Below are 25,147 nucleotides of genomic sequence, written 5' to 3' on the forward strand. Positions count from 1 at the left end.
ATGAATGCAATTCCATATGTTGTAGAACAAACGAAATTAGGAGAACGTTCCTATGATATATACTCAAGGTTATTAAAAGACCGTATTGTTATTATCGGTTCAGAAATAAATGATCAAGTAGCGAGTAGTGTCGTAGCTCAATTATTATTTTTAGAAGCAGAAGATGCAGAGAAAGATATATTTTTATACATTAATAGCCCAGGCGGATCAACGACAGCAGGTTTTGCCATATTAGATACGATGAATTTAATCAAACCAGACGTGCAAACGCTATGCATGGGCTTTGCAGCATCATTTGGTGCATTGCTATTATTATCAGGTGCAAAAGGAAAACGGTTTGCACTCCCAAATAGTGAAATTATGATTCATCAGCCGCTTGGTGGTGCACAAGGGCAAGCAACGGAAATTGAAATAACAGCAAAAAGAATTTTAAAGTTAAAACATGATATTAATAAAATGATTGCAGAAAAAACAGGGCAACCGATTGAAAGAGTAGCACATGATACAGAAAGAGATTATTTTATGACTGCAGAAGAAGCGAAGGCATATGGGATTGTAGATGATGTTGTTACGAAAAAATAGTAGAAAGCAGGCTAGAGAGTAAAGTATATTCTCTAGCCTGTTTTATTAATCTTTAATCCATTCATCAACTAACGTTTGGTTCTTTTTAATCCATTTTCGCGCCGCTTCTTCGGGATCTTTCGTTTTATTTAACTCGACCATTAATGTACCGAGCTGTTCATCGTTCATTTTCCATTTGTCAAAGTATTTTATGATATCTGGATGATCTTTTTCGAAACCTTTACGAACAGAGTAATAAATGTCATCTTTTTCACCATATACTTTCTTAGGGTCTTTTAAATATTTTAAATCAAATTCTGAAAAGCCCCAATGCGGATTCCAAAGCGTAACAGCGATTGGTTTCTTTTTCGTATATGCTTTTTTTAGTTCACTCATCAAAGCAGCTTCAGAAGACTGGACAAGTTTTAGCTTTATATCATATTCTTTCATCGCTTTATTCGTTAAATTCATAAGACTACTACCTGGTTCGATACCGACGATTTTGTTATCTAATTCATCTTTATGAGCATTTAAATCCTCGATACTATTTATGTTTTTCATATAAGAAGGTACGACAAGGCCAAGTCCAGTACCTTCATACCATTTTGATTTTAAGACAATAGCATCTTTATAGCGATTATTTAGTGGTTTATCTGTAACGGGTAGCCATACTTCTAAATTAGCATCAACATCACCGCGAGCCACACCAGTCCAAATTGCCGCTTTTTCTAAATACATGAGTTCAACTTTGTAGCCTTTTTGTTCTAGTAGTACTTTCCACATATTTGCAGTTGCAATATTTTCTTTCCAACTTGTTACACCAAGTTTAATTTTTCCTTTCGAATTTGCATTTGTTGCATTACATGAAGTGAAAATCATAGTAATAAATAATGCAAGGCATATAAACCAAATTTTCTTTCGCATCGAAAACCTCCTAAGTAACGTTTGCCTCTTTAAATAAATGTATAAGTAAGCATTCTTATTATGAACGGAAACGAGAATTTTAAAGAATTCTTATGAATGTTATTTTTATGTAATATTTCTTTGTAAAATCGCAACACTATGTGAATAGATGGGTAGAAAAGGAGTAGTGACATGGATAATACAAAGGTGCGTGTTGAAAACGTAACAAAAGTATTCGGGAAACATCCGCAAAGAGCCCTTTCCTTATTAAAAGAAGGAAAAAGCAAGTCGGAAATTTTAAAAGAGACAGGAATGAACGTTGGTGTGAAAAAAGCAACGTTTGAAGTATACTCTGGAGAAATTTTCGTTATTATGGGTTTGTCAGGTAGCGGGAAATCTACGTTAGTTCGTATGTTAAATCAATTAATTAAACCGACAGCAGGCCATATATACATAGATGGTGAAGATATCGCGACGATGGGCAAGGAAGAATTACGGAGAGTAAGAAGAACGAAAATGAGCATGGTATTTCAGAAATTCGCTCTATTTCCTCACCGTACCGTTTTGCAAAACGTTGCATATGGATTAGAAATACAAGGAGTTCCAGTAGAAGAACGTGAGAAAAAAGCATTAGAATCATTGAAATTAGTTGGACTTGATCATCATAAAGATAATTATCCAAGTCAACTGAGTGGTGGTATGCAGCAGCGTGTTGGCATTGCAAGAGCGCTTACGAATGATCCAGATGTTTTACTTATGGATGAGTCATTTAGTGCATTAGATCCACTTATTCGAAAAGAAATGCAAGATGAGCTATTAGAACTTCAAGATAAAATGGAAAAAACAATTATTTTTATTACGCATGATTTAGATGAAGCGCTTCGAATTGGTGATCGAATTGCATTGATGAAAGACGGAGAAGTTGTCCAAATTGGAACACCAGAAGAAATTATGATGAGTCCTGCCAATGAATTTGTAGAGAAGTTCGTGGCGGACGTGAATTTAGGAAAAGTAATTACGGCAGAATCTATTTTAAAACGACCGGAGACTTTATTAATTGATCGTGGACCACGTGTAGCACTTCAAATTATGAGGAACGCCGGGGTTTCTACTGTGTATGTTGTTAATAAAAAGTATGAATTTTTAGGTATATTAACTGCGGATGATGCAAGTAAAGCCGTTCAAAAACAGTGGCCGATTGCCGATTTATTACTTAACGATATTCCGCACGTGTATTTAGATACTTTATTAGAGGAAACGTATGCAAAAATGGCAGAGATGAAATATCCGTTACCCGTAATTGATGAGAAGAAAAGACTTAGAGGAATCATTAAACGTGAAAGTGTCATTCAAGCTCTTGCAGGAAACATTGAGGAAGAGGTGAAAGACGATGAATAGTATTCCGCGTATTCCATTAGGGGAATGGGTTGATTCATTTGTTGCAAGTTTATATGAGCACTTTGAAGGATTATTCCGAGGATTCTCTTATATTATTGGAGGATTCGTTGATTTACTCACTAATTTTTTAATAATAATACCGGCCATATTGATGATTATTTTACTATGTTTCCTCATTTGGTACACAACGAGAAAAGTATCTTTAGTTATTTTTACACTGATCGGATTATTATTTATTTTAAATATTAACTACTGGGCACAGACGATGCAAACATTAGCACTCGTACTTACTTCCGTTATTATTTCAATTATTGTCGGAATTCCAATTGGGATATTAGCATCTCAAAATGAGCGTTTCTCAAAATTTTTAAAACCGACATTAGATTTTATGCAAACAATGCCGGCTTTCGTATATCTTATTCCTGCGATTACATTTTTCGGAGTAGGTGTAGTACCGGGGATTATTGCATCAGTAATCTTTGCAATGCCACCGACAATTCGTTTTACTGATTTAGGAATTAGACAAGTTCCAGAAGATTTAATTGAAGCAGCGAATGCATTTGGCTCTACCGCATCACAAAAACTATTTAAAGTACAATTACCACTCGCAACTGGGACGATTATGGCTGGTGTGAACCAAAGCATTATGCTCTCTTTATCTATGGTAGTAACAGCATCTCTTGTAGGAGCGCCAGGTCTCGGCGTTGATGTATACCGCTCAGTAACACAAGTTAATATCGGAATGGGATTTGAAGCTGGACTAGCAATTGTTGTCATTGCGATTATATTAGACCGCATTACACAAGGATTTCATCAAAAAAGAAGATAAAAGGAAAACACACTTTATTATACAAAGTGTGTTTTTTGTTTGAATAGATTACATTCAGCTGATACAAAAACTTGGTTTTGTTGTTATTTCATTGATTTAATTCTTCGATGAATAACGATATGTTTATTTAATATAATAGCGACTTGAAAATCTCTTCTTAAGAAGAGGAATATGTGGTGGAAAAGTATAAGTAATAAAGTACATTTTTTGGAAATTATTAATTGGAATAGCGAATATATTAGGAGACAGTGACGTCATGTAAATAGATATTATTTTGGAAAAAATGATGAGAGGAGATGCTATTTTGTCTAAAAAGAAAAAAAGTAATGATGCCTTGGCAATAGGCGTCGGTATAGGGGTTGTAATCGGTGTAGTCCAAGGTTATTTTACAAATAATTTAGTAATCGGAATTGTGATTGGGATTGTAATTGGAGTTGTGGTTTTGAAGAAAAAATGAGGTGTAAATTCAATTCAAAATTGTCCCATCAAAAGAATGAATTTTCGGAATATAAATCCTATTTTTCCTTTTTTTATGATATTATATATATAAAGGTTGATGGTGGAGATATTAATAAACAATCGTTTGCGAAAAACATTAAGAAAAAGTGTATTGGTTACAAAATGCTTGATATCATCGACCAAATTGCATATTGGACTGGTGCACGATATGAAGATTCAGTGGAAATAAAAAAATATGCGAAAGTATATGGTGAGTGAATATGCATACAACAAATAATACAAAATATTCATGGGTTGGAAGTAGAGAAATGTGCTTAGACGAAATTTCGATAAAGCAATATGGTGAAATCGTAATTGGTAAATACGGGGGGAATATAAGTGCTGGAGCAAAAAAGAATGAAGATGGTGCGTTAGTTTGGTCAAATGGTGATTGGGAATTTGCAGCTATACTAGATGGACATAATAGTGCAGAAAGTGTTGATTTAGTATTAAACACAATTCAAAAAGAATATGAAAGTATAAAAGAAATGATGAATGAATCGATTGATAAAGTATTTCAATCTATTGAAAATCATATTCTTACAATATTTCAATCTTCTTCATTTAAGGAAAAGTGTCAAAAAATTAAAGGTGAAACAGCTTGCTTACTATGTGTAAGAAAAGAAAACTATATATGGTGGCTATCTATTGGAGACTGTTTAGTCTATGTATTTCATGATGAATTACATAAATTAGGACAATACGCACTAAATCAACGGCATTTTTACGAATGGATTGGTAACGTAAATACTTTTGATTTACCTGTTCCTTGCTATTCATCAGGAATTCGTGAATTACGTACGGGCAACAATCGAATTGTAATGGTGACAGATGGGGTATTAGAATGCGGAGAACGTCGATATGAAACACCATTAAATCTGTATAATGATATGAATAGAAATAATATAAAACTTGAAGAAAGTGTTCATCATGTATTAGAGCACGTTCATCATCAATTCGGACGCGATAGTGCGACAATTATTAGTTGGGACATTGATAATAAAGGAAAGGCTACTTATCCGAGTGATCAGCCAGAGAAAATAAAAGTAAGAAAATAAAAGGAGAGGGTTTTCTGTCAATTACCAAAATAACTCTATTAATTTTATGGGTACTATGTATATTCGTTTTTGAAAAAATAGCAAGAAAAAGATTAAACATCCCGAAACAAAAGGGATGGGATAATCAATATGTGAATAAAACACATAAATGGGGGAATAGAATTATTATTTTCTCTTATATAGTTGTTATTGCGATAAGTGCTTTTTTTCCAAACCGTATATTTATGGGGTATGTACCTCTTTTGTTTTTTATCACGTTATATGGATTTCAATCATATATGGAGTGGAAATATGATAAGGAATCGCGCGAGTTCTTGATTTCATTATTTGCAGTTACAGCGCTAATAATAACTGGATTAATTATATACTTCTTTCTTTAATAAATTTTCAATTAAAGATTTAAAGGAGGAAAATAATGAATAGATCTGTATTGCGTGTAGAAGTCATTATTTATAATGGAGATAACTCAAAAGTGCTCGTTCAATGCGATGAAAATGAATCATTTTATCGTTTTCCAGGAGGTTCTATTGAATTTAGTGAAACAGCAAAAGAAGCGATAATACGAGAATTAATGGAAGAATACGATTTGAAAATTGATGTTCAAGAGCTAGCTGTTGTAAATGAGCATATTTTCGAGTGGAACAACGAAAAAGGACATCATTGTACATTGATACATTGGGGAACTGTTAAAGAGAGAGTTACAAATGAAATAAGACATAAAGAATATGAGGATATTATATTAACATGGAAGAGCATAGAGGAATTAAAGGAGAAACCAACATATCCTGAAGGAATTGTAAGTTATTTAGAAGAGAATAAACGTAATATAGTCCACTTTATTACTAAAGATAAATAAGGTAATAGGAGGGGTAGCAATGGGTATTTCTACAATTTTGCTTATTATTATTGGACTTGGCATAGGTGGTTACTTTATAGAACAGTTTTTAAGAAGAAAATTAAATATGGAGAAAAGAGGCTTCTTTGGATATAAGCATGTGAATAGTTTACATGTAAAATTAGAAATAGGACTTATTATTATTTATGTAATAAGTAGTTGTTATTATATGTTTAAATTTGAAAACGCTAAAATGGCTTATGTCATGTTCACTTATTTAGGGATATCATGGACTTTAAGAGCATGGATGGAATGGAAATATGATAGAAAATCAAAAGAATATATACTTTCGATAACGGGAATGGTTTCTTTTATATTGATGCTCTCGATACTATTTTATTTCGTTCCACCTGCTGTATAATAAAAAATTTGATAGTATAAATAATGAGATAACTAATAAATAAGAAACCATTTACTACTAAATGGTTTCTTATTCAATTTAAACATTTAATTTCGCTAATACGGATTTAATGAAATTTGTTTTATCCTCTGCATATTGATGTTTATCATTAGGATTAGCTTGTGAAAGTTGAATCTTTAACTGTTCATACTGTATACGAGCAGTTTTATTGTCTATTAAGTAATCTCGAAATTGTAATTGTTCTATTAAATATGTATTCCCTCGTTCATACATATGAATTTGGTGGGTTCTTGGTTCACCTTTATTAAAATAGTATCGTTCAGGCAATACATCTTTTCTATATTTATAGTTTAGTAGTTCTAATTTTTTAATACAATGTATACCGTCCGTATAATTTTCTAATTCGATTGCTATATCAATAATTGGCTTTGCACTTAAATGTGGAATAGAAGTACTACCAATATGGTGTATCGCTAAAATATGTTCGCCAATTTGTTCCTCAATGAATTGTTTCTCCTTTACAAATTCAATTGCCCACTCTTCAGTCCACGGAACTAAAAACACTTTACCATAGGGTAAACCTAACATTTAATTAGCACCTCTTTCAAAATGGTTTTTAATAAAGGGAACTACATCTTCTTAAAGCTTCTCAAAACAAGGTGTTCCCACAATCTCCAAGGAAGAATCTTCTTTGCTAAGATCATAAATTTTACACCTTTTCCAATTGGGTATCGTAATGTTGTGCGCTTAGCTTCAGCAATATCAACGATTTTTTTAGCAACATCTATTGGATTACCAAATGTATCACTGCCGCTATTAATATGTTTTTGTATTTTGTCCATATATTCTTTGTAAGGAGAAGTAGTATCAGATTGGTTTGTAGCTAGTTGTTTACCAACTTCCCAAATATTCGTGTTATAAGAACCAGGTTCCACTAAAGCAACATCTATTCCGAACGGTTTTACTTCTAAACGAAGGGATTCACTCCATCCTTCTAATGCATGTTTTGAAGAAACGTAAGGAGATAGACCAGGGAATCCAACTTGACCACTAATGCTACTTATATTAATAATTTTCCCACTTTTTTGTTCTCTCATATATGGTAAAACAAGCTGAGTAATCGATATAGCACCAAAAAGATTCGTTTCAAATTGTTTGCGATATTCCTCTACTGGAATTTTTTCTACAAAGCCACCATTAGCATATCCTGCATTATTAATAAGGAGGTCTACTCTGTTTATTTCTTTTAAAAATAATTGAAAGTTATGTATAGAGTTTTGATCGGTTACATCTAATTGTTGAACTGTTATGTTTTGCTGCAAGTTGAGTTGAGTAGCTTGAGATATTAAGTTCGCTTGTTTTTCAAGGTTTCGCATTGTAGCGATAATTAAATAATCTTTTTTTGCGAGTTCGAGTGTAGTTAATAGTCCAAATCCACTTGAGGCTCCTGTAATAATTGCGACTTTTTTGTTCATTTTCTGCCAGCTTTCTTTTTCTTTTATCATAACGAGTTATGATAAGAAAATCTATTATTCTATCATTCATTTTGAAAGAAGTACCCATTCATGTTATACGAGCTTTTTTAACGACTTTTAAAAGAGGAAATTATACGGACTCAGCGTATATAGAGAAGTGAGTATGAATACGTTTATGAAATGAGGGAAGAATAATGGCCCATGTGAAGGATGTATTAGCAGATCAATTGTTGGCGAATGCAAATGATCCTAGTTGGTATATCCCATTTTCAGATGCAGTGAAAGATTTATCTGAGAGGGAAGCTTTCTGGAAACCGAATGAAGAGAGTAATAGTATAGCTGAAATTGTACAACATTTACTGTATTGGAATTCAACGTGGCAAACTAGGTACAAAGAATCGAATGTGAATGCAGTGCCCGCTATTGGTGATAATAACAAAAGTTTTATGCTTTCAAATAATCAAACTTTCGATGAATTACGAGAAAAACTACTAGAGAAACTGTTACTATGGCAAAATCTCATAAATGAAGAAAAGGTTGAAAGCGATGTAGTGGGATTTCCTGTTTCTGCAAAGTGGTGGGAAGTGCTAGCCAATGTAACTACTCATAATGCATATCATATCGGTCAAATTATTTACATCCGAAAATTACGGAAGAGTTTTGATAATGAATAAGATAATAATTTTCAAATTAGGTGAACAAAAGTGGACAAAACGAGACTAATGTCTCATTTTGTCCACTTTTTTATTTTCAACATAGAGAGAAAACCTATTAAATCAAGGATTAGAATTTGGCACGGTACTTGCAATATAAAAGATGAACAAGAAAATAGGAGGGCTGAACATGTTAAAAACAACTGAAAGTAAAGGGAATGGAATTATGAAAGAACAAGCTCGCTGGATGTATGAAAAAATGTTAGAGATTCGTAAATTTGAAGATAAGGTACATGAATTGTTCGCGCAAGGCGTGCTGCCAGGTTTTGTTCATTTATACGCAGGTGAAGAAGCGGTAGCAGTTGGTGTATGTGCCCACTTAACGGATAGTGACAGTATTACAAGTACGCATAGAGGACATGGACACTGTATCGCAAAAGGTTGTGATTTAAACGGTATGATGGCTGAACTTTTCGGGAAAGCGACAGGGTTATGTAAAGGTAAAGGCGGCTCCATGCATATTGCCGATTTAGATAAAGGAATGCTTGGTGCAAATGGCATTGTAGGTGGTGGTTTCCCACTTGCTTGCGGTTCGGCATTAACAGCTAAATATAAAGGAACGAAAGATGTAAGTGTTTGTTTCTTCGGTGACGGAGCAAATAATGAAGGAACATTCCATGAAGGGGTTAATTTAGCGGCGATTTGGAAGTTACCTGTTATTTTTATTGCAGAAAATAACGGTTACGGTGAAGCAACGACCTTTGAATATGCTTCAAGTTGCGATTCTATTGCAGATCGTGCGAAAGCTTATAACATTCCAGGTGTTCAAGTAGATGGAAAGGATCTGCTAGCTGTATATAAAGCTGCTGAAGAAGCAGTAGAACGTGCGCGTAATGGCGATGGTCCAACAATAATTGAATGTATGACATATCGTAATTACGGTCATTTCGAAGGTGAAGCACAAACGTATAAAACTTCAGAAGAAAAAGAAGAACATTTAAACGAAAAAGATGCAATTGTGAATTTCCGTAAGCATTTAATTCATGAAGCTTTATTAACTGAGTCTGAACTTGTGGATATGGAAAAGGCAGTAGATGATGCAGTACAAAAATCAATTGAATTTAGTGAAAATAGTCCATATCCAGAGGATGAAGAATTATTAAAAGATGTATACGTTTCTTACAAATAAGAGGAGGGTGAAACAGAATGACTAGAACAGTAAGTATGTCAACTGCAATTAATGAAGCGATGAAAATCTCAATGCGCCGTGATGAAAATGTAATTTTAATAGGAGAGGACGTTGCAGGTGGTGCTCAAGTTGATCACTTGCAAGATGATGAAGCATGGGGCGGTGTTCTTGGTGTTACGAAAGGTCTTGTACAAGAATTTGGTCGAAATCGTATTTTAGATACACCAATTTCAGAAGCGGGTTATATGGGAGCAGCGATGGCAGCTGCGGCAACAGGTTTACGTCCGATAGCTGAATTAATGTTTAATGATTTTATCGGTAGTTGCCTCGATCAAGTATTAAACCAAGGTGCAAAGTTCCGTTATATGTTCGGTGGTAAAGCGAAAGTGCCAGTTACAGTACGTACGATGCATGGTGCTGGATTTAGCGCAGCAGCGCAGCATTCACAAAGTTTATATGCGTTGTTTACGAGTATTCCAGGAATTAAAGTTGTCGTTCCTTCTACTCCGTATGATGCAAAAGGTTTACTATTAGCGGCAATTGAAGATGATGATCCAGTAATCTTCTTTGAAGATAAAACACTCTACAATATGAAGGGTGAAGTGCCAGAAGGTTATTACACAATTCCATTAGGAAAAGCGGATATTAAACGGGAAGGTTCTGACGTAACAATCGTCGCAATTGGAAAACAAGTTCATACAGCACTTGCGGCTGCTGAGCAATTAGCGAAAAAAGGACTTGAAGTAGAAGTGATTGATCCGCGTTCTTTATCACCACTTGATGAAGATACAATCTTATCATCTGTTGAAAAAACGAATCGACTGATTGTTATTGATGAAGCAAACCCTAGATGTAGCATTGCGACAGATATTGCAGCAATTGTAGCGGATAAAGGATTTGATTTATTAGATGCACCTATTAAACGAATTACAGCACCACATACACCAGTTCCGTTCTCACCACCACTTGAAAAGTTATATTTACCAACGCCGGAGAAAGTAATTGAAACTGTATCAGAAATGATCGGAGACCAATCTTTATTACATGTGTAATGAAACGATGAGAAGGGAGAGAGAAATATGGCTGTAGAAGTTGTAATGCCGAAGTTAGGGATGGCGATGAAAGAGGGTATTATTACGAGCTGGAATATTAAAGCGGGTGATCATGTCTCAAAAGGAGAATTAATTGCCAGTATTAACTCGGAAAAAATTGAAACGGAAATAGAAGCACCAGCTGATGGAACTGTTCTTGATATAGCTGTAAGTGAAGATGAGGGGGTTCCACCTGGCACTGTAATTTGCTACATTGGTAAACCGAATGAAAAAGTAGAGGTACATGAAAGCACAAAGGTTGAGGAAGAGCTGACAGCGAGTGAAGTACCGCAAAATGTACAACATCCAGAACCGTTAGGGAAAGAAGTTACGAATAAACAAAGAATCAAAATATCTCCTGTAGCGAAGAAGATTGCGAAAACTGAAAATCTTGATATTAGAGCATTACTTGGTACAGGTCCAGGTGGAAGAATTACAAAGGTAGATGTATTAAAGGCACTTGAAGAAAGAGTAGCAATCCCAGAAGTACTTGAACAAGAAGAAAGTAAAGTAATTCCTGTTACTGGTATGCGGAAAGCAATCGCAAATCGTATGCATGCAAGCTTACAAAATAGCGCACAATTAACGTTAACGATGAAAGTAGATGTAACAGATTTAGTTGCTTTACATAAAGAAATAGCAGAAGTTGTACAAAAACGGTACGATAACAAATTAACCATTACGGATTTCGTTTCTCGAGCTGTTGTATTAGCGCTTGGGGATCATAAAGAAATGAACAGCGCTTATATAGATGATGCAATTCATCAATTTGAACATGTTCATTTAGGTATGGCAGTCGCATTAGAAAAAGGATTAGTCGTTCCAGCTATTCGCTTCGCAAATAATCTCTCATTAGTAGAGTTATCTAAAGAGATTAAGAATGCGGCACAAAAGGCACGAGCAGGCAATTTAAATAGTGATGATATGCAAGGAACAACATTTACAATTAGTAATTTAGGAAGCTTCGGTATTGAATATTTTACACCAGTATTAAACACACCAGAAACTGGTATTTTAGGTGTAGGTGCAATTGAATATGTTCCTGTATATAAAGGAAAAAAATTTAAAAAAGGAAGTATGTTACCTTTAAGTTTAACATTCGATCATCGTGTACTAGACGGTGCACCAGCAGCTGCATTTTTACGCACAATTAAACGCTATTTAGAAGAACCTGTAACAATTCTTTTATAAAGAGAAGGTGAGAGAATGAGTAAATTAGTCGTTATTGGAGGCGGACCTGCTGGCTATGTAGCGGCAATTACCGCGGCTCAAAATGGAAAAAATGTCACTCTTATTGATGAAGCTGTTCTTGGCGGGACTTGTTTAAATGTCGGGTGCATGCCTACAAAATCATTGTTAGAAAGTGCAGAAGTGCATGACATTGTGAGAAAAGCGAATCATTATGGAGTTACACTTAACAAAGAAAGTATATCAGTTGATTGGAAGCAAATGCAGGTGAGGAAATCGCAAATTGTAACGCAGCTCGTCCAAGGAATTCAATATTTAATGAAGAAAAATAAAATAAAAGTTATACAAGGTAAAGCGAAATTTAAAACGGATCATCGTGTACGAATTATATACGGTGATAAAGAAGATATAGTAGATGGAGAACAGTTCATTATAGCGACAGGTTCAGAACCAACTGAATTACCTCTTGCTCCATTTGACGGGAAGTGGATTTTAAATAGTACGCATGCAATGTCTCTAAAAAACATACCGAAATCATTATTAATCGTTGGCGGTGGTGTAATAGGGTGCGAGTTTGCAAGTATTTATAGTCGTCTTGGAACAAAAGTTACAATTATTGAAATGGCACCGCAATTATTACCAGGTGAAGATGAAGATATCGCACACATTTTAAGAGGGGAGCTAGAAAATGATGGCGTAAAAATATTTACAGGAGCAACTTTAAAAGGATTAAATAGTTATAAGAAGCAGGCTTTATTTGAATATGAAGGAAGTATCCAAGAAGTTAATCCAGAATTTGTTCTCGTTTCTGTCGGCCGACAACCACGTGTACAACAATTAAATTTAGAAAAAGCAGGCATTCAATATTCAAATAAAGGAATTTCTGTGAATGAACATATGCAAACCAATGTATCACATATTTACGCAGCAGGTGATGTGATTGGTGGAATCCAGCTTGCTCACGTTGCATTCCATGAAGGAACGACGGCAGCATTACACGCGAGTGGAGAAGATGTAAAAGTAAACTACCATGCTGTACCTCGCTGTATTTATACCGCTCCAGAAATTGCTAGCGTCGGTTTAACAGAAAAAGATGCAAAAGAGCAGTACGGTGACATACAAATTGGCGAATTTCCTTTTACAGCGAATGGAAAAGCGCTTATTATTGGAGAACAAACGGGGAAAGTAAAAGTTATTGTGGAACCTAAATATCAAGAAATTGTTGGAATTTCTATTATTGGTCCTCGCGCAACAGAACTAATTGGTCAAGGAACTGTAATGATTCATACGGAAGTTACCGCTGATATTATGAGAGATTATATTGCAGCGCATCCAACTTTATCTGAATCGATTCATGAAGCTTTATTGCAAGCTGTAGGGCATGCTGTACATGCTTAAATGGAATTATAATAAACCACTATTCTCTAAACGAATAAGAGAATAGTGGTTTGAATTTTTACGGAAGAAATTGAATATCCTATTATTTTTTTACGTCAATAGCTGAAGTTTTATCGTTCCATTCAGGAGCTAAATTAGCAGTTTTACCATACCAATCAGCGTGTTTAAATATAACACCTTTTCCATATCCTTGTGTAGAAGTATGCTCCCAAAGTGTCGTTGAATAACTTGCAGAAGGTGAAGCCGTACTTACAGAAGAAATTCTATCGTTCCAGCTAGAAGGTAAATTCTTAAAGCCGCTGCTCCAGTAAATGTATTGTCCACCTTTATTTATATGTTCATAAAAATCAGTACTACCAGCGCCGCTACCTAAAGGATTAATTTTATTTTTAAGTACTTTTTTATCCTTTTCAATATAAGCATCTAATGTTTCTCTGCTAGTAAAACCGTAAGCTAACCAATCTCCATTTTCATTTTGCTCAGGTAATACCATAGTAATTTGGATGTCTTTTTTCTCTTGATCACTTAATTTAGCAAAGGAAGTAACATTTTGTTCATCAACTTTTAAATAATCAAATGATTTAATTGTGTTACTTTTTTCTTCAGCACTTGCTACGCCTAGTCCCCCAGTTAATGCAAATCCAGCTACTAATGTCCCTGCTACTAATTTCTTCAACATATAACCATCCCTTTTTGTTTAGATTTTTGTACATGTGAATCTTTGTACTAGTAAAATGTATTCTAATTATCAACTATTGTAAATATTCTGAAGTTTTAGAAATAAAAGGCGGAATATTTACAGTTTTGCATTTTTTCTTTAGAAAAAATAGTTATTGGAATGATATGATAAATAGATATATCGCTTTTATTGGATGCTAAAATATTTTAGGGGGAAAGTCTTTGAAGTATTTTAATAAAGATTGGTATAAAGAAATGCAAGTGTCTGGATTTTTAAACTTCTCAGAAACAGTAGAAGGATGGGAAGAGATGTTGCGAGAGAGTGAAAAGATAGGAATGGATCATAAGCAAAGTTTAAGAGAAGATGCGGAAGAAAAGAAAGAAGATTTATTAAAGTTTCTACCTAAGTCACTACATCCGTACATTCATGATAATACAATTAATTCAGAATACCCATCGGAAAAACTAAAGAAACTTATGCTTGAATGGACAGAGGATTATGAGAAAAGAATGGATGATTTAGAACAAGCTTATAAAGATAATTATAATTCTATAAAAGAAAGACTCGCGCAGAATGTCGTTCAACTACATGAATACTCACTACATGACAGTCAAGTTACATCAGTTGAGAGAAGATCAAAAGATACGATAATTATAACTTTAGATTGCAGCGGTACTTTTAATGAATTTGATAAACTAAAAGTAACTTTTACAGGAGTTTCAAAATGTTCTATTCCAGAAAATTTTGAAGGTGCTTGGTGGTTATGTCATGAAATAGATCTTGCTGAAGATGGTTTTGAACTAGGGGTTTTATTTGATTGTCCATTTGAAGAAGTGATGATTTGTGCAAAAAATGTATTGCTGGAAATAGATAACTAGTAAACTTTATAACTCTACAAATAAAAAACAGTCGTTTTTGACTGTTTTTTATTTAGATACTAAATGATCCAGCTTCCAATATGTATCTGTTAACGGTGCAGCTTTGCTATCTATGTATAGATACATATTATTTAAATCTTTTGGTGAAGTTTTCAGTTCAAATACAACGTCAGTAGTTAAAGAGAATTCGTGTGGAACATTTTTATAGTGCTCGTCATATATCGGATGAGCTTCACCTTCATATTTCTGACCAGTTTTTTCATCTTGTATGAAATATTTTATTTCCGAAAGATCAATAGTTTGTCCATCGTCTCGAACATTATTAATCATAACACGAGTAGTGATGCGCCGTTCTTTGTCTATTTTTTCAAACTTTGCATTTTCAACAGTTGCTCTATAGTATTCGTTTTTAACTATTTCCCCATAGTGCATTGCATTCTTTTCAATAGCGCTCTTTTCTTGTTTTGGTGCAGTATTCCCATTACATCCTGCCATTAGTCCTGTAAATAATAGTGCTGTACAAGTTACTTTCATTATAGATTTCATAGTAATTCCTTTCTGTGTTAAAAAGTAAAACATAGGAATAATTTTACATCAATAGGAAGGTAAATGGAAGTGTGTTTGTGGAATATGCAAATATACATTTATTTCGTTGTCCAGTTAACGGAATAGAAAGAGGAAAAAAGCTGAATAAAACGGAGTGAATAAGAATTGAAAATATTGTAAAGCGGAAGAGACATGCATATAATTAAAATAAGGATAAGATTTCAGAATCTTCAATAACGGCGGTGGACACATGTTTACTGAAGAGCGTAGAGAGAAAATTTTAGAGTTACTTAAGAAAAATGGAAGGGTAATTGCAAGGGATCTTGCGGAAAGTTTCGATATGTCTATCGATTCTATAAGAAGAGATTTGTCTATTATGGAGAAGGATGGCTTGTTAAAAAGAACACATGGAGGAGCAATTGAACTTGCTAGAGTAAGGAATTTAGCTACCAAGCCATTGAAACGTTATAGTAATGGTTCTGTATATGAAGACGCAATTGCAAAAATCGCAGCTTCTTATATACAAGAAGGAGATTCCGTTTTTATTGGTGGAGCTTCTATTCATTATGCCATGTTAAAATATTTACCTGAAACATCATTTACAGTTATTACGAATGCTTTAGAAATTGCTAGTACGTTACGGGAATATAAGAACATTGATATGTACTTAATTGGTGGAATGGTGAAACCATCAGGAAATATGACAGATACACTTGCCTCAGAGTTGATAAGTAGATTTTCTATTGATCTTAATTTCTCTACAGGTGGTGGCATTTCATTAAACGGTATAAGTACTGCAACGCCGGAAGTTGCTTTTTTTAGTAAAACAGTAAGTAAGATTGCTAGAAGAAATATTTGTTTAGCTCCTCATAATAAACTTGGAATAGACTACTTTATAAAAGGAGAGTCACTGATTGAAATTGACCTTATAATAACAGATTCGGAGGCTAGTAAAGAAACAATTCAAGAATTTGAGAAACAAGGTAAAGAAATTGTAATAGCATCAATAGACTGCATTTAAAAGGAGTTTGAAATGATTATAAAAGGGCAAGAGTTTCACATAAATGGATTAGTTTATACAGTTCGTTCTGCAGCTGAAACAGATGCGGAACAGTTGTCGGAAATTAGAGTTCAGATCGATGGAGAAACTGAAAATATGGATAGAGAAGCTGGAGAGGGATTTATAGATAAGATAGGATTTCAAAACATAATAAAAACAGATAGTGAAGAGAGTAAGAACCTGTTTTTAGTTGCAGAAGTACATGATCGAATCGTTGGATTTTCAAGATGCGAAGGGTCAAATTTAAAGAGATTATCTCATAAAATAGAATTTGGTGTTTGTATTTTAAAAGAATTTTGGGGATATGGAATAGGTAAGAGTCTATTGGGACAATCTATTCATTGGGCTGATGAAAATGAGATTAAAAAGATATCATTACAAGTATTAGAGACAAATGAAAAAGCCATTCAGCTTTATAAAAAGTTAGGTTTTGAAGTAGAAGGTATTTTAAAAAATGATAAAAGGCTGTCGGATGGGAAGTATTATAATACGGTAGTAATGGGAAGGTGTATTTGAGTCTGTTCATTAAAGAGGTGGAAATGTATGTTTTATAGAAGAAAGTACTATATAGTAAAAAATGAATTTATTAAAATTTTTAATGATCATTTCAATAACACGAACTTACCTAATCAGTTAAAGCATGGATCTAGGCTAATAGGGCGCTGAATGAAAGATAATAAGAATGGCACGACTGAAGTGTTTGCCATATGGGAATATGATAGTTATGAACAGTATAAAGAAATAGAATCAAAAATTAGAAGTGATGAGAAGCATACTAAAAAAATACACGAATGGTATGAAAAACATGGAGGGAAACAATATGTTTTTCAGGAGTACATAGTAGAGATGAAAAATGAAGAGTTAGTGTGTACTGTAAAGTGATAGAGAGGTGAGGGATAATGGGAATGAAAACAAAATTATATTTTAGTGTAGCATCCACAATTTTATTTGCAATAGCCGTAATTATTTTCTTTATAAACGGTAATCCACAAATGTGGTTTTGGTTATGTATTTTCTTTGCGTCCATTATACAAAACATAGTGCTACTAAAAAAGAATAAAGAAGCGCATTAAGATATTCAAATTATTAACATATTTGTGTCGTCTTTCTAGTTTTATTGAAAACGCTTTTATTCAGTTTTATAATAAAGGTATGTTTTTTACAGATCTCCAAAACAATAAATAGGGAGATGATACAATGTTAGCTTCACCGTTTTACTTACATACATGGAAAAAGTTTGTTGATGAAGGAGTCCTTGATTCGAACCGTATAAACGAAAGAATTTCAGAGTCATGGTATCGATGTAAACAAGCAAATGTGAATCCTCATATGAATAAAGGTCAGAAAATTTTGTCTTCTAATATTTTTCAAGACCAAAAGAAAAAGAGTGAAATCTTCTTAGATATAGCAATACCTCAAATACAAAATATGAGAAAAACCATTGATGAACTGCAAATGATGGCATTATTAATTGATCCAGATGGTTACGTTCTATCGTTAAGTGGAAATGAACAAACATTGAAACGAGCAAAACATATTAACTTCATTGAAGGTGTGAAATGGACGGAAGCAGCTGTTGGTACAAATGCAATAGGAACAGCGCTTGAGATTGAAGAGGCTATTATGATAAGTGGTACAGAGCATTATTCTGTCGCATCTCATAGCTGGAGCTGTGCGGCTGCTCCCATTCATAACGATGATGGGAAATTAATTGGTGTTCTAGATTTCTCCTGTCCAATTGAATTTTCGCATCCATATATGCTCGGAATGGTAACTTCGATTGCACATGCGATTGAACGTGAATGTAGTATTCGAGTACATCAAAATGAACTGCATTTAATCCATCGTTTTTTAGATGTAATTGATAGTGATGAACAAGTTGTAATTTGTAATCATCGTGATGTTATCGTTTCTGCAAGCAAGAGGGTTCGGGAACGAGTATGTAATTGGTCACGAATGAAACTTGCAGATTTAATGCACTATGGATTGAAAACTAAATTAGAAGTTCCAGTATACAGTAATAATAGAATGATTGGGAAATGTATTTATGTAAAGGAAAATAAACAAGAAAAATTATTTTCAACTTCCCTATTTATAAATGGCATCACTTTCCCTGGAGTAATTGGGACAAGCGATGCATTTCAACATACATTAGAAGAAATTAAGCTTGTATCACCAACTGATGCAAGTGTATATGTTTGTGGTGAAACAGGTGTAGGAAAAGAATATGTAGCGAGAGCGATTCATGAAAATAGTCCAAGAAAAAATGGTCCTTTTATAGCTGTTAACTGCGGTTCATTACCGAAAGAATTAATGGAAAGTGAATTGTTCGGTTATGCTGAAGGAGCGTTTACAGGTGCACGGCGCCAAGGATATAAAGGGAAATTCGAACAAGCAGACGGAGGAACAATATTTTTAGATGAAATTGGTGAAGTGCCACCAGAGATGCAAGTAGCATTATTGCGTGTTTTACAAGAACGAACAGTAACCCCAATTGGCAGTTCAAAAGAGGTGCCAGTTAATATTCGTATTATTACTGCGACACATAAAGATCTATTGCGATTAGTAGAAGAAGGGAAATTCCGTCAAGATTTATATTATCGTTTACATGTTTATCCGCTATATGTTCCATCGTTAATAGAAAGAAAAGAGGATATTCCGTACTTCATAAAACACTTTTGCAAACGAAAGAATTGGAATGTTGTATTTCCAAAAAGTATTTGTAATCAATTTTCTCAGCATACATGGCCCGGAAATATTCGAGAATTATTAAATGCATTAGAACGCATCTACATTTTGTCGCAAGGACGGGAAATATGCGAAAAACAAATCTCTTTTTTATTACAAACAATGATGAGAAATCAACATCAGCTTGAATTGCAAACAGAAAATAAAACAGAGGACACATTGAATTTCCGTGAAAAAATACAGCGTGATAGCATGATTGAAGCGCTAGAAAAGACGAACGGAAATGTTTCGTTAGCTGCAAAACTGTTAGATGTACCTCGAAGTACATTTTATAAACGAATGCAAAAATACAAGTTATAAAGTAGATTTTTGTAATCTACTTTTTCTTTGTGTACTCATGTTCTGTCGGAATGTGCGCTTACCGGGGAAATAATAGAATAGTTAGAAATTAATTCCCGGAAGGGGGGGCTTACTATGAAGTATATTGAAATCGGCATTGGAAATAGGTGGTTCGTTCGAACAGAAACTGAAAATAAAGATGGAACTGAATTTGAAGAACGAGGAATTATAAAACCTATTTACTTGGAGTCTGTATACATACGAATTTGGTTTCGGAAAACTTGTTTTATTTTTGATACGAAAGAAGGTTTTAAAAAGATAAAGAAGAGGAGGTTTGAATATAAATTTATTTTTGGAATTGTGAGTAGACTGGATAAAGAAAAAGTGGGCTAACATGCGAATTTATATTGACCAGGAAATTCTTTTGACTTATATCAAATTCATGAAAAGCACTTTTTATAAATATCAATTGTTAATAAAACCGCTAAGGAAACTTAGCGGTTTCTTTTTAAAAAGGGAGGATTTGCGTATGAATAGGATTGTAACTGTTTTACTTGCAATTATTATAATGGGGTATTCCATTTATAGTTGGAATGATACTTCGGAACTGAGTATGCTAATTTTACAAACGCTTTTAGGGTTTATGTTAGTTAGTTTAGGGGTTCAAAATTTTAAAAATAAAGAAAATAGAAGTATGGGTATCGTTTTACTACTCGTTGCGCTATATTTAATTGTTGTATCGTTAGTAAAATATTTGGCATGAATAAGTATTTAAATGACTTATTCATGCTTTCCTTATTACGATAAATATTCTCGTAATAAAAATTAAAATTCCACTTGTATTTCACTATATAAAATATGGCATAATGATTTAGTTAAATAGAAATGGATAGGGTATTTGAGAGGGGCAGTATAATGAGTTTTGCAATTGAAATAGTAATAAAAGCACCAATGGATGTTGTATGTGACTACATAATAGAAGATGAAAAAATAAAAGAATGGAATACATTTATGATAGAAAATCGCTATCCTTCAAATATAGATAAAGAGAATCCACGTGTAGGAGATAAATATATTTCTGTTCAAAAAGTCGGTAAGAAAATATTGGAGGCAGAAGTAGAAATTCTTGAATACGATACACCCCATATTATTTCACTAGGTAGTGAAATGAAGCAAGGTTATTCAGCGATGACTTATATGTTAGAAGAAGATGAAGAAGGTACAGCACTAACATTAATTTCAGAATATGAACCGACTAATTTTTACTATAAAATTATGTATAAGTTAACAGGCTGGATTTCACGAGGTTTAGCAATGGAACAAATGGAGCGTCTAGCAGAATGTGTAGAAACTGCTTATCATAAAGAAGTTTAATATTAAAAATAAGGTAAAAGCGTTACTCAATTCCGTGAGTAACGCTTTTACTGTTTGAAGATTTTTCATTGAAAATCTCAATAGCTCTTTCATATATTTCTTTATCAACACAAAATCTTTCTGTTATCCAATAATTAAGTTCAGAAGATGTAATGATGTGTTCTCTTTTCTTACCTTGGAAATATCGTTTTAAAACATTATTATTAATAGAAGTTGGAATACCATCGATATAACCGAAAATCTGAATTTTCTTTAATACAGGAGATGTATGCCAATCGTTAGACATTGTAATGAGTTCTTTCATACTTGATAAATGTATTAGCTCTGTATGTAAGATTTTTGCTGGACCTGGCTTTCTAGCAATTTTAATCCTATTATTTGAGACTTCATAAGTGAAAGTTTCTCTTACATTACTTACTTGAAATGATTCATAAAGTGGGTAAGCTTGGAATAAAGGTGCATAATAACCAACATCAACATAATAAGGTCGGTCTAAGTTAACCTGTAAGCATAAATGTCCGGGATCCATATACATATAATGAACATCAAAACCAAGATTTGATAATAACCAATGGAATCCAATTGAGTGCGTCCAACAAGTACCCCCGAGACCTTTTGTTGTAATACGGTTTATGTATGTCTCAATGGAAGGAAAATAATTGCCTGTTTCATTACCTTTTTCCCAGTCAATTATTTTAGTAAGAGTTTCCCATTTTATTTTTTCTTGATGAGCTTTAATAAGCTCATTTAAAAATTTTAAGCTAGTAGGCTGTTTTGTCGTATCTAAAAATGATAGAAAGCTATTTACTAGTTGTACTTGGTTCATTTTGTTATCCTTTCTATATAGAAATTATTATTGGTATTATTATACAATTTGTGTCAGAAAATACAGTTATTTATTAATGGAGTAGGAGAGAATTATATGTCGATGTCGCTATATTATAAAAAAATCCGTGAGCAATTAGGTCATGAACTAATTTTTATACCGAGTGTAGCTGCTGTTATTAAAAATGAGCAAGGGGAAATCTTATTTCAATATCCTGGCGGAGAATACTGGAGCTTGCCAGCTGGAGCAATTGAACTTGGAGAAACTCCAGAAGAAGCAGTAGTTCGGGAAGTTTGGGAAGAAACGGGGCTGAAAGTACGAGTGAAAAAGCAAAAAGGGATATTTGGAGGGAAAGAGTTCCGTCATACATATTCGAATGGAGATCAAGTAGAATACATTGTTGTTGTGTTTGAATGTGAAGTTATCAGTGGTAAGCTGAAGTCAATAGATGGTGAATCTTTAAAACTACAATATTTCTCATTATCTGAAAAGCCTTCTGTAGCGCTACCATACCCAAATAATATATTTTTATAGATGTAAAATAGCACACCTTATGTATTGAAGGTGTGCTATTTATATAAACCCGTCGTATACATTTTCGTCAATGTATGCACAATTTCTTCTAGGTCGATCTTTTTATCATTTTGCACAATCGTCCAAAGAAACATCTCATTCATCGCAAACCAAGCACGTGCTACAATTTCTTTATTCAATTCAGAATGTGCTAACCCACTTTCTTGAGAGTATGTAATATCTTGCGTAATACTGTTTATAAAGCGTTCCCGTATCTCATCCCATTTTTGACGTATCTCTTTTGATAACCCAATTGCTTCTTCTACAACTTGTAAAATTGCTCGTTCTTTCTCTGCTAATTGTAAAAATGCTTTAACTTGATTTTGAATCATTGTACGTGCTTCTTCTGTCGTTTGAGGCGAAAAAGAGCGCTCAGCGATATTATAAAATTGATTCATAACATCTTCCATTAAAACGATGAGGAGATCATCTTTGTTTTTAAAGTATACATATGCCGTGCCATAACCGGTTTCAGCGTGTTTAATAATTTGTGTAATTGTCGTTTTTTGAAATCCGTTACGAATAAAAATAGTGTAACCAGAGTGTAATAGTTTCTTCTTTGTTTCTAAGGAGCGGTGTTTTCTTGATGAAAGAGTAGTGTTTTTCAAAGAATCACCTCTTTATACTGAAATATCTGAAAATATAACTGTATTGTAAAAGAAATTCATATATAAAGTCAACTGACATAATATCATTGACGTTATATCAACTAAGGTGATATATTTCAATTAGTTAGAATAAAAAGAAAATTAAGAGAAGGTGACACCATGTATAAAGAACCATTTCAACCAACTTATGAGTATGCGCTTGAATGTGATAAACATGATGAACTGAAAGATTTTCAAACTGAATTTTATAAAAAAGAAGGAACAATATATTTAGATGGAAACTCATTAGGGCTACTTTCAAAAAGAGCAGAGAAATCGTTACTTACGTTGCTAGATTCATGGAAAGAGTATGGCATTGACGGCTGGACCGAGGGTGAGCATCCGTGGTTTTTCCTTTCGGAGAAATTAGGTGAATTGACTGCACCTCTTATTGGAGCTTTACCAGAAGAAAATATTGTAACCGGTTCCACGACAACGAATATTCATCAAGTAATCGCAACTTTCTATGAGCCGAAAGGAATTCGGACAAAAATTCTTGCGGATGAATTAACATTTCCGTCAGATATATATGCACTTCAAAGTCAAATTCGTTTAAAGGGCCTAGATCCAGATGAGCATTTAGTACGAGTGAAGAGCCGAGACGGTAGAACACTTTCTGAAGATGATATTATTCAAGCAATGACAGATGACATCGCGTTAATTTTATTGCCTTCTGTACTATATAGAAGTGGACAAATTCTTGATATGAAACGTTTAACAGCGGAAGCTCATGAGCGTGGTATTCATATCGGGTTCGATTTATGTCACTCAATCGGTTCTATTCCGCATCATTTCAAAGAATGGGATGTTGACTTTGCTATTTGGTGTAATTATAAATACTTAAACGCAGGACCTGGCGGTGTTGCTGGCCTTTATGTAAATAAAAAGCATTTTAATAGACTTCCAGGCTTGTCTGGCTGGTTTAGTTCTAGAAAAGATAAGCAGTTTGATATGGAACATACATTAACAGCTGCTGATCATGCAGGTGCGTATCAAATTGGTACACCGCACATATTAAGTACTGCACCTTTAATCGGTTCACTTGAAATATTTAAAGATGCTGGTATAGAACGTTTACGTGAAAAATCCTTACATATTACAAGGTACATGCTTGATTTAATTGTTCATGAATTAAAAGATTTCGGCTTTACAATTGGAAATCCATTAGAGGATGAAAAACGAGGCGGGCATATTTATTTAGAGCATGCAGAAGCAGCACGTATATGTAAAGCGTTAAAAGCAAATGGAGTAATTCCAGATTTTAGAGCGCCAAATGGAGTGAGACTTGCGCCAGTTGCTTTATATAATACGTACGAAGAAGTATGGCAGTCTGTTATGATTTTAAAGAAAATTATGAAAGATGAAGAGTACAAGCAATTTGAAAATAAGCGAGAGGTTGTGGCATAAGTATGAAAACATCAGAGTGGATTGATATTTCACAACCGCTAAATAATGATATTGCTACTTGGCCAGGGGATACACCGTTCTCGTATGAAGTATCATGGTCAAAAGAAGAGAGTGGCTCAGTAAATGTCGGAAAGTTAACGATGAGTATTCATACAGGCACTCATATTGATGCACCGTTTCATTTTGATAATGATGGAAAGAAAGTGTTAGATTTAGATATTCAAGTTTATGTCGGACCTACGCGAATCATTGACGTTTCTAATCTTGAAAGCATTGGGAAAAAGGAATTAGAGAAATTTCATTTAGAAGGCGTAGAACGCTTGTTGTTACGCACATCTTCACATGGTAAAGCGAATGAATTCCCAGATATAATCCCGCATTTACGTGCGGATATAGCACCATTTCTTTCAGAAAAAGGTATACGTTTAATCGGGGTGGATGTACCATCAGTTGATCCATTAGATGATAAAGAATTAGCAGCGCATCATCAATTGTTTAAACATGGTATACACATTTTAGAAAATGTCGCACTAGATCATGTAGCAGATGGTGATTACGAACTAATCGCATTACCACTTGCCTTATCAGATGCAGATGGAAGTCCAGTTCGAGCAGTTATTAGACCAATATAAG

The 25,147-nt window shown here is 33.9% G+C and carries 33 protein-coding genes; 26 read left to right on the forward strand and 7 right to left on the reverse strand.

Going from position 1 to position 25,147, the window contains the following annotated elements:
• Positions 1-582 (forward strand): ATP-dependent Clp endopeptidase proteolytic subunit ClpP, encoded by a 582-nt coding sequence (clpP, locus tag ACVWY7_RS11275; RefSeq protein ID WP_000991625.1) that lies wholly within the window; start codon positions 1-3, stop codon positions 580-582.
• A 45-nt stretch (positions 583-627) separates the two neighbouring features.
• On the opposite strand, the gene ACVWY7_RS11280 is transcribed toward clpP, so the two are convergent.
• Positions 628-1,485 (reverse strand): glycine betaine ABC transporter substrate-binding protein, encoded by an 858-nt coding sequence (locus ACVWY7_RS11280; protein ID WP_073523696.1) that lies wholly within the window; start codon positions 1,483-1,485, stop codon positions 628-630.
• A 171-nt stretch (positions 1,486-1,656) separates the two neighbouring features.
• On the opposite strand from ACVWY7_RS11280, the gene ACVWY7_RS11285 reads away from it, so the two are divergent.
• The 8 genes from ACVWY7_RS11285 (at position 1,657) to ACVWY7_RS11320 (ending at position 6,503) form a co-directional block, all read left to right on the forward strand.
• Positions 1,657-2,862 carry a quaternary amine ABC transporter ATP-binding protein gene (locus tag ACVWY7_RS11285; RefSeq protein ID WP_000370609.1) on the forward strand — a complete coding sequence of 402 codons (1,206 nt, stop codon included), beginning with the start codon at positions 1,657-1,659 and terminating at the stop codon, positions 2,860-2,862.
• Entirely contained in the window at positions 2,855-3,691 is an 837-nt protein-coding gene (locus ACVWY7_RS11290) for an ABC transporter permease (RefSeq protein WP_001084757.1), read from the forward strand. The genes ACVWY7_RS11285 and ACVWY7_RS11290 overlap by 8 nt, the downstream gene beginning before the upstream one ends.
• Positions 3,692-3,974: 283 nt before the next feature.
• Positions 3,975-4,148 carry a septum formation initiator gene (locus ACVWY7_RS11295; RefSeq protein WP_073524232.1) on the forward strand — a complete coding sequence of 58 codons (174 nt, stop codon included), beginning with the start codon at positions 3,975-3,977 and terminating at the stop codon, positions 4,146-4,148.
• Between the two features lie 20 nt (positions 4,149-4,168).
• Complete coding sequence (locus ACVWY7_RS11300) at positions 4,169-4,408, forward strand: hypothetical protein (protein WP_456523800.1); 240 nt, start codon at positions 4,169-4,171, stop codon at positions 4,406-4,408.
• A gap of 2 nt (positions 4,409-4,410) precedes the next feature.
• The gene (locus tag ACVWY7_RS11305) at positions 4,411-5,247 is read left to right on the forward strand and encodes a PP2C family serine/threonine-protein phosphatase (protein WP_000557595.1); all 837 of its coding nucleotides are present in this window, start codon (positions 4,411-4,413) and stop codon (positions 5,245-5,247) included.
• 41 nt (positions 5,248-5,288) lie between these two features.
• On the forward strand, positions 5,289-5,627 hold the full coding sequence (locus tag ACVWY7_RS11310; protein ID WP_168176182.1) for a DUF4181 domain-containing protein: 339 nt from the start codon (positions 5,289-5,291) through the stop codon (positions 5,625-5,627).
• Between the two features lie 35 nt (positions 5,628-5,662).
• Positions 5,663-6,103, forward strand: coding sequence for an NUDIX domain-containing protein (locus ACVWY7_RS11315; protein ID WP_001082142.1), 441 nt, complete (start codon positions 5,663-5,665; stop codon positions 6,101-6,103).
• Between the two features lie 19 nt (positions 6,104-6,122).
• Positions 6,123-6,503 carry a DUF4181 domain-containing protein gene (locus ACVWY7_RS11320; RefSeq protein WP_071728953.1) on the forward strand — a complete coding sequence of 127 codons (381 nt, stop codon included), beginning with the start codon at positions 6,123-6,125 and terminating at the stop codon, positions 6,501-6,503.
• 78 nt (positions 6,504-6,581) lie between these two features.
• Here ACVWY7_RS11320 and ACVWY7_RS11325 read toward each other — a convergent pair whose 3' ends face one another.
• Together ACVWY7_RS11325 and ACVWY7_RS11330 are read right to left on the reverse strand one after the other, a co-directional pair.
• Positions 6,582-7,091 (reverse strand): GrpB family protein, encoded by a 510-nt coding sequence (locus tag ACVWY7_RS11325; RefSeq protein ID WP_017561560.1) that lies wholly within the window; start codon positions 7,089-7,091, stop codon positions 6,582-6,584.
• 41 nt (positions 7,092-7,132) lie between these two features.
• A complete protein-coding gene (locus tag ACVWY7_RS11330) occupies positions 7,133-7,978 on the reverse strand; it encodes an oxidoreductase (RefSeq protein WP_212113762.1) in 846 nt (281 codons plus the stop codon).
• 194 nt (positions 7,979-8,172) lie between these two features.
• On the opposite strand from ACVWY7_RS11330, the gene ACVWY7_RS11335 reads away from it, so the two are divergent.
• The 5 genes from ACVWY7_RS11335 to lpdA all read left to right on the forward strand — a co-directional run bounded on the left by ACVWY7_RS11335 (position 8,173) and on the right by lpdA (position 13,497).
• Positions 8,173-8,652 (forward strand): DinB family protein, encoded by a 480-nt coding sequence (locus tag ACVWY7_RS11335; RefSeq protein WP_071735916.1) that lies wholly within the window; start codon positions 8,173-8,175, stop codon positions 8,650-8,652.
• Positions 8,653-8,821: 169 nt separating this feature from the next.
• A complete protein-coding gene (gene acoA, locus ACVWY7_RS11340) occupies positions 8,822-9,820 on the forward strand; it encodes an acetoin:2,6-dichlorophenolindophenol oxidoreductase subunit alpha (protein WP_105989878.1) in 999 nt (332 codons plus the stop codon).
• A 17-nt stretch (positions 9,821-9,837) separates the two neighbouring features.
• Complete coding sequence (acoB, locus tag ACVWY7_RS11345) at positions 9,838-10,872, forward strand: acetoin:2,6-dichlorophenolindophenol oxidoreductase subunit beta (RefSeq protein WP_000198887.1); 1,035 nt, start codon at positions 9,838-9,840, stop codon at positions 10,870-10,872.
• 27 nt (positions 10,873-10,899) lie between these two features.
• Positions 10,900-12,102, forward strand: a complete 1,203-nt coding sequence (acoC, locus tag ACVWY7_RS11350) for an acetoin dehydrogenase complex dihydrolipoyllysine-residue acetyltransferase (RefSeq protein ID WP_105989877.1) — start codon at positions 10,900-10,902, stop codon at positions 12,100-12,102.
• Positions 12,103-12,117: 15 nt separating this feature from the next.
• Positions 12,118-13,497: a dihydrolipoyl dehydrogenase gene (gene lpdA, locus ACVWY7_RS11355; RefSeq protein WP_105989876.1), complete on the forward strand. Its 1,380-nt coding sequence runs from the start codon at positions 12,118-12,120 to the stop codon at positions 13,495-13,497.
• A gap of 82 nt (positions 13,498-13,579) precedes the next feature.
• Here the strand turns inward: lpdA and ACVWY7_RS11360 are convergent, their stop codons facing one another.
• Positions 13,580-14,176 carry a hypothetical protein gene (locus tag ACVWY7_RS11360; RefSeq protein WP_456523801.1) on the reverse strand — a complete coding sequence of 199 codons (597 nt, stop codon included), beginning with the start codon at positions 14,174-14,176 and terminating at the stop codon, positions 13,580-13,582.
• Positions 14,177-14,397: 221 nt separating this feature from the next.
• Here ACVWY7_RS11360 and ACVWY7_RS11365 point away from each other — a divergent pair, with 221 nt between their 5' ends.
• Positions 14,398-15,054 carry a DUF4085 family protein gene (locus tag ACVWY7_RS11365; RefSeq protein WP_105989875.1) on the forward strand — a complete coding sequence of 219 codons (657 nt, stop codon included), beginning with the start codon at positions 14,398-14,400 and terminating at the stop codon, positions 15,052-15,054.
• A gap of 48 nt (positions 15,055-15,102) precedes the next feature.
• Here ACVWY7_RS11365 and ACVWY7_RS11370 read toward each other — a convergent pair whose 3' ends face one another.
• Entirely contained in the window at positions 15,103-15,600 is a 498-nt protein-coding gene (locus tag ACVWY7_RS11370; protein WP_000836192.1) for a lipoprotein, read from the reverse strand.
• A gap of 250 nt (positions 15,601-15,850) precedes the next feature.
• On the opposite strand from ACVWY7_RS11370, the gene ACVWY7_RS11375 reads away from it, so the two are divergent.
• The 8 genes from ACVWY7_RS11375 (at position 15,851) to ACVWY7_RS11410 (ending at position 21,061) form a co-directional block, all read left to right on the forward strand.
• Positions 15,851-16,621, forward strand: a complete 771-nt coding sequence (locus ACVWY7_RS11375; protein ID WP_073523717.1) for a DeoR/GlpR family DNA-binding transcription regulator — start codon at positions 15,851-15,853, stop codon at positions 16,619-16,621.
• Between the two features lie 12 nt (positions 16,622-16,633).
• Positions 16,634-17,176, forward strand: coding sequence for a GNAT family N-acetyltransferase (locus ACVWY7_RS11380; RefSeq protein ID WP_000584352.1), 543 nt, complete (start codon positions 16,634-16,636; stop codon positions 17,174-17,176).
• Between the two features lie 150 nt (positions 17,177-17,326).
• The gene (locus ACVWY7_RS11385; protein ID WP_000654325.1) at positions 17,327-17,542 is read left to right on the forward strand and encodes a hypothetical protein; all 216 of its coding nucleotides are present in this window, start codon (positions 17,327-17,329) and stop codon (positions 17,540-17,542) included.
• Between the two features lie 23 nt (positions 17,543-17,565).
• Complete coding sequence (locus ACVWY7_RS11390) at positions 17,566-17,733, forward strand: hypothetical protein (protein WP_009879864.1); 168 nt, start codon at positions 17,566-17,568, stop codon at positions 17,731-17,733.
• 124 nt (positions 17,734-17,857) lie between these two features.
• Entirely contained in the window at positions 17,858-19,708 is a 1,851-nt protein-coding gene (locus tag ACVWY7_RS11395; protein ID WP_073523719.1) for a sigma-54-dependent Fis family transcriptional regulator, read from the forward strand.
• Positions 19,709-19,822: 114 nt separating this feature from the next.
• Positions 19,823-20,080 (forward strand): DUF3977 family protein, encoded by a 258-nt coding sequence (locus ACVWY7_RS11400; RefSeq protein ID WP_000873852.1) that lies wholly within the window; start codon positions 19,823-19,825, stop codon positions 20,078-20,080.
• Positions 20,081-20,216: 136 nt separating this feature from the next.
• Positions 20,217-20,450 carry a YczI family protein gene (locus ACVWY7_RS11405; protein ID WP_001080072.1) on the forward strand — a complete coding sequence of 78 codons (234 nt, stop codon included), beginning with the start codon at positions 20,217-20,219 and terminating at the stop codon, positions 20,448-20,450.
• Between the two features lie 152 nt (positions 20,451-20,602).
• A complete protein-coding gene (locus ACVWY7_RS11410; RefSeq protein WP_456523802.1) occupies positions 20,603-21,061 on the forward strand; it encodes an SRPBCC domain-containing protein in 459 nt (152 codons plus the stop codon).
• Positions 21,062-21,083: 22 nt separating this feature from the next.
• On the opposite strand, the gene ACVWY7_RS11415 is transcribed toward ACVWY7_RS11410, so the two are convergent.
• Positions 21,084-21,887 carry an arylamine N-acetyltransferase family protein gene (locus ACVWY7_RS11415; RefSeq protein WP_001077639.1) on the reverse strand — a complete coding sequence of 268 codons (804 nt, stop codon included), beginning with the start codon at positions 21,885-21,887 and terminating at the stop codon, positions 21,084-21,086.
• Between the two features lie 96 nt (positions 21,888-21,983).
• On the opposite strand from ACVWY7_RS11415, the gene ACVWY7_RS11420 reads away from it, so the two are divergent.
• Complete coding sequence (locus tag ACVWY7_RS11420; protein WP_000062916.1) at positions 21,984-22,421, forward strand: NUDIX hydrolase; 438 nt, start codon at positions 21,984-21,986, stop codon at positions 22,419-22,421.
• Positions 22,422-22,456: 35 nt separating this feature from the next.
• On the opposite strand, the gene ACVWY7_RS11425 is transcribed toward ACVWY7_RS11420, so the two are convergent.
• Positions 22,457-23,068: a TetR/AcrR family transcriptional regulator gene (locus ACVWY7_RS11425; RefSeq protein ID WP_000799606.1), complete on the reverse strand. Its 612-nt coding sequence runs from the start codon at positions 23,066-23,068 to the stop codon at positions 22,457-22,459.
• 159 nt (positions 23,069-23,227) lie between these two features.
• Between ACVWY7_RS11425 and kynU the strand changes: the two genes are divergently transcribed.
• Positions 23,228-24,514 carry a kynureninase gene (kynU, locus tag ACVWY7_RS11430; protein ID WP_073523724.1) on the forward strand — a complete coding sequence of 429 codons (1,287 nt, stop codon included), beginning with the start codon at positions 23,228-23,230 and terminating at the stop codon, positions 24,512-24,514.
• Positions 24,515-24,516: 2 nt separating this feature from the next.
• Positions 24,517-25,146 (forward strand): arylformamidase, encoded by a 630-nt coding sequence (gene kynB / locus ACVWY7_RS11435; protein ID WP_000858055.1) that lies wholly within the window; start codon positions 24,517-24,519, stop codon positions 25,144-25,146.
• The last annotated feature ends 1 nt before the right edge of the window (position 25,147 follow it).

Source organism: Bacillus sp. TE9106W (assembly GCF_054062215.1).

Coding starts and splice junctions, on each gene's coding strand:
- ACVWY7_RS11380 (WP_000584352.1), top strand. CDS start 16,634: ATGATTATAAAAGGGCAAGAGTTTCACATAAATGGATTAGTTTATACA.
- ACVWY7_RS11415 (WP_001077639.1), bottom strand. CDS start 21,887: ATGAACCAAGTACAACTAGTAAATAGCTTTCTATCATTTTTAGATACG.
- kynU (WP_073523724.1), top strand. CDS start 23,228: ATGTATAAAGAACCATTTCAACCAACTTATGAGTATGCGCTTGAATGT.
- ACVWY7_RS11280 (WP_073523696.1), bottom strand. CDS start 1,485: ATGCGAAAGAAAATTTGGTTTATATGCCTTGCATTATTTATTACTATG.
- ACVWY7_RS11420 (WP_000062916.1), top strand. CDS start 21,984: ATGTCGATGTCGCTATATTATAAAAAAATCCGTGAGCAATTAGGTCAT.
- ACVWY7_RS11410 (WP_456523802.1), top strand. CDS start 20,603: ATGAGTTTTGCAATTGAAATAGTAATAAAAGCACCAATGGATGTTGTA.
- ACVWY7_RS11290 (WP_001084757.1), top strand. CDS start 2,855: ATGAATAGTATTCCGCGTATTCCATTAGGGGAATGGGTTGATTCATTT.
- ACVWY7_RS11395 (WP_073523719.1), top strand. CDS start 17,858: ATGTTAGCTTCACCGTTTTACTTACATACATGGAAAAAGTTTGTTGAT.
- lpdA (WP_105989876.1), top strand. CDS start 12,118: ATGAGTAAATTAGTCGTTATTGGAGGCGGACCTGCTGGCTATGTAGCG.
- ACVWY7_RS11390 (WP_009879864.1), top strand. CDS start 17,566: ATGAAAACAAAATTATATTTTAGTGTAGCATCCACAATTTTATTTGCA.
- ACVWY7_RS11385 (WP_000654325.1), top strand. CDS start 17,327: ATGAAAGATAATAAGAATGGCACGACTGAAGTGTTTGCCATATGGGAA.
- clpP (WP_000991625.1), top strand. CDS start 1: ATGAATGCAATTCCATATGTTGTAGAACAAACGAAATTAGGAGAACGT.
- ACVWY7_RS11405 (WP_001080072.1), top strand. CDS start 20,217: ATGAATAGGATTGTAACTGTTTTACTTGCAATTATTATAATGGGGTAT.
- acoA (WP_105989878.1), top strand. CDS start 8,822: ATGTTAAAAACAACTGAAAGTAAAGGGAATGGAATTATGAAAGAACAA.
- ACVWY7_RS11285 (WP_000370609.1), top strand. CDS start 1,657: ATGGATAATACAAAGGTGCGTGTTGAAAACGTAACAAAAGTATTCGGG.
- ACVWY7_RS11400 (WP_000873852.1), top strand. CDS start 19,823: ATGAAGTATATTGAAATCGGCATTGGAAATAGGTGGTTCGTTCGAACA.
- ACVWY7_RS11335 (WP_071735916.1), top strand. CDS start 8,173: ATGGCCCATGTGAAGGATGTATTAGCAGATCAATTGTTGGCGAATGCA.
- ACVWY7_RS11305 (WP_000557595.1), top strand. CDS start 4,411: ATGCATACAACAAATAATACAAAATATTCATGGGTTGGAAGTAGAGAA.
- ACVWY7_RS11325 (WP_017561560.1), bottom strand. CDS start 7,091: ATGTTAGGTTTACCCTATGGTAAAGTGTTTTTAGTTCCGTGGACTGAA.
- acoC (WP_105989877.1), top strand. CDS start 10,900: ATGGCTGTAGAAGTTGTAATGCCGAAGTTAGGGATGGCGATGAAAGAG.
- ACVWY7_RS11295 (WP_073524232.1), top strand. CDS start 3,975: ATGATGAGAGGAGATGCTATTTTGTCTAAAAAGAAAAAAAGTAATGAT.
- ACVWY7_RS11375 (WP_073523717.1), top strand. CDS start 15,851: ATGTTTACTGAAGAGCGTAGAGAGAAAATTTTAGAGTTACTTAAGAAA.
- kynB (WP_000858055.1), top strand. CDS start 24,517: ATGAAAACATCAGAGTGGATTGATATTTCACAACCGCTAAATAATGAT.
- ACVWY7_RS11370 (WP_000836192.1), bottom strand. CDS start 15,600: ATGAAATCTATAATGAAAGTAACTTGTACAGCACTATTATTTACAGGA.
- ACVWY7_RS11360 (WP_456523801.1), bottom strand. CDS start 14,176: ATGTTGAAGAAATTAGTAGCAGGGACATTAGTAGCTGGATTTGCATTA.
- ACVWY7_RS11330 (WP_212113762.1), bottom strand. CDS start 7,978: ATGAACAAAAAAGTCGCAATTATTACAGGAGCCTCAAGTGGATTTGGA.
- ACVWY7_RS11320 (WP_071728953.1), top strand. CDS start 6,123: ATGGGTATTTCTACAATTTTGCTTATTATTATTGGACTTGGCATAGGT.
- acoB (WP_000198887.1), top strand. CDS start 9,838: ATGACTAGAACAGTAAGTATGTCAACTGCAATTAATGAAGCGATGAAA.
- ACVWY7_RS11315 (WP_001082142.1), top strand. CDS start 5,663: ATGAATAGATCTGTATTGCGTGTAGAAGTCATTATTTATAATGGAGAT.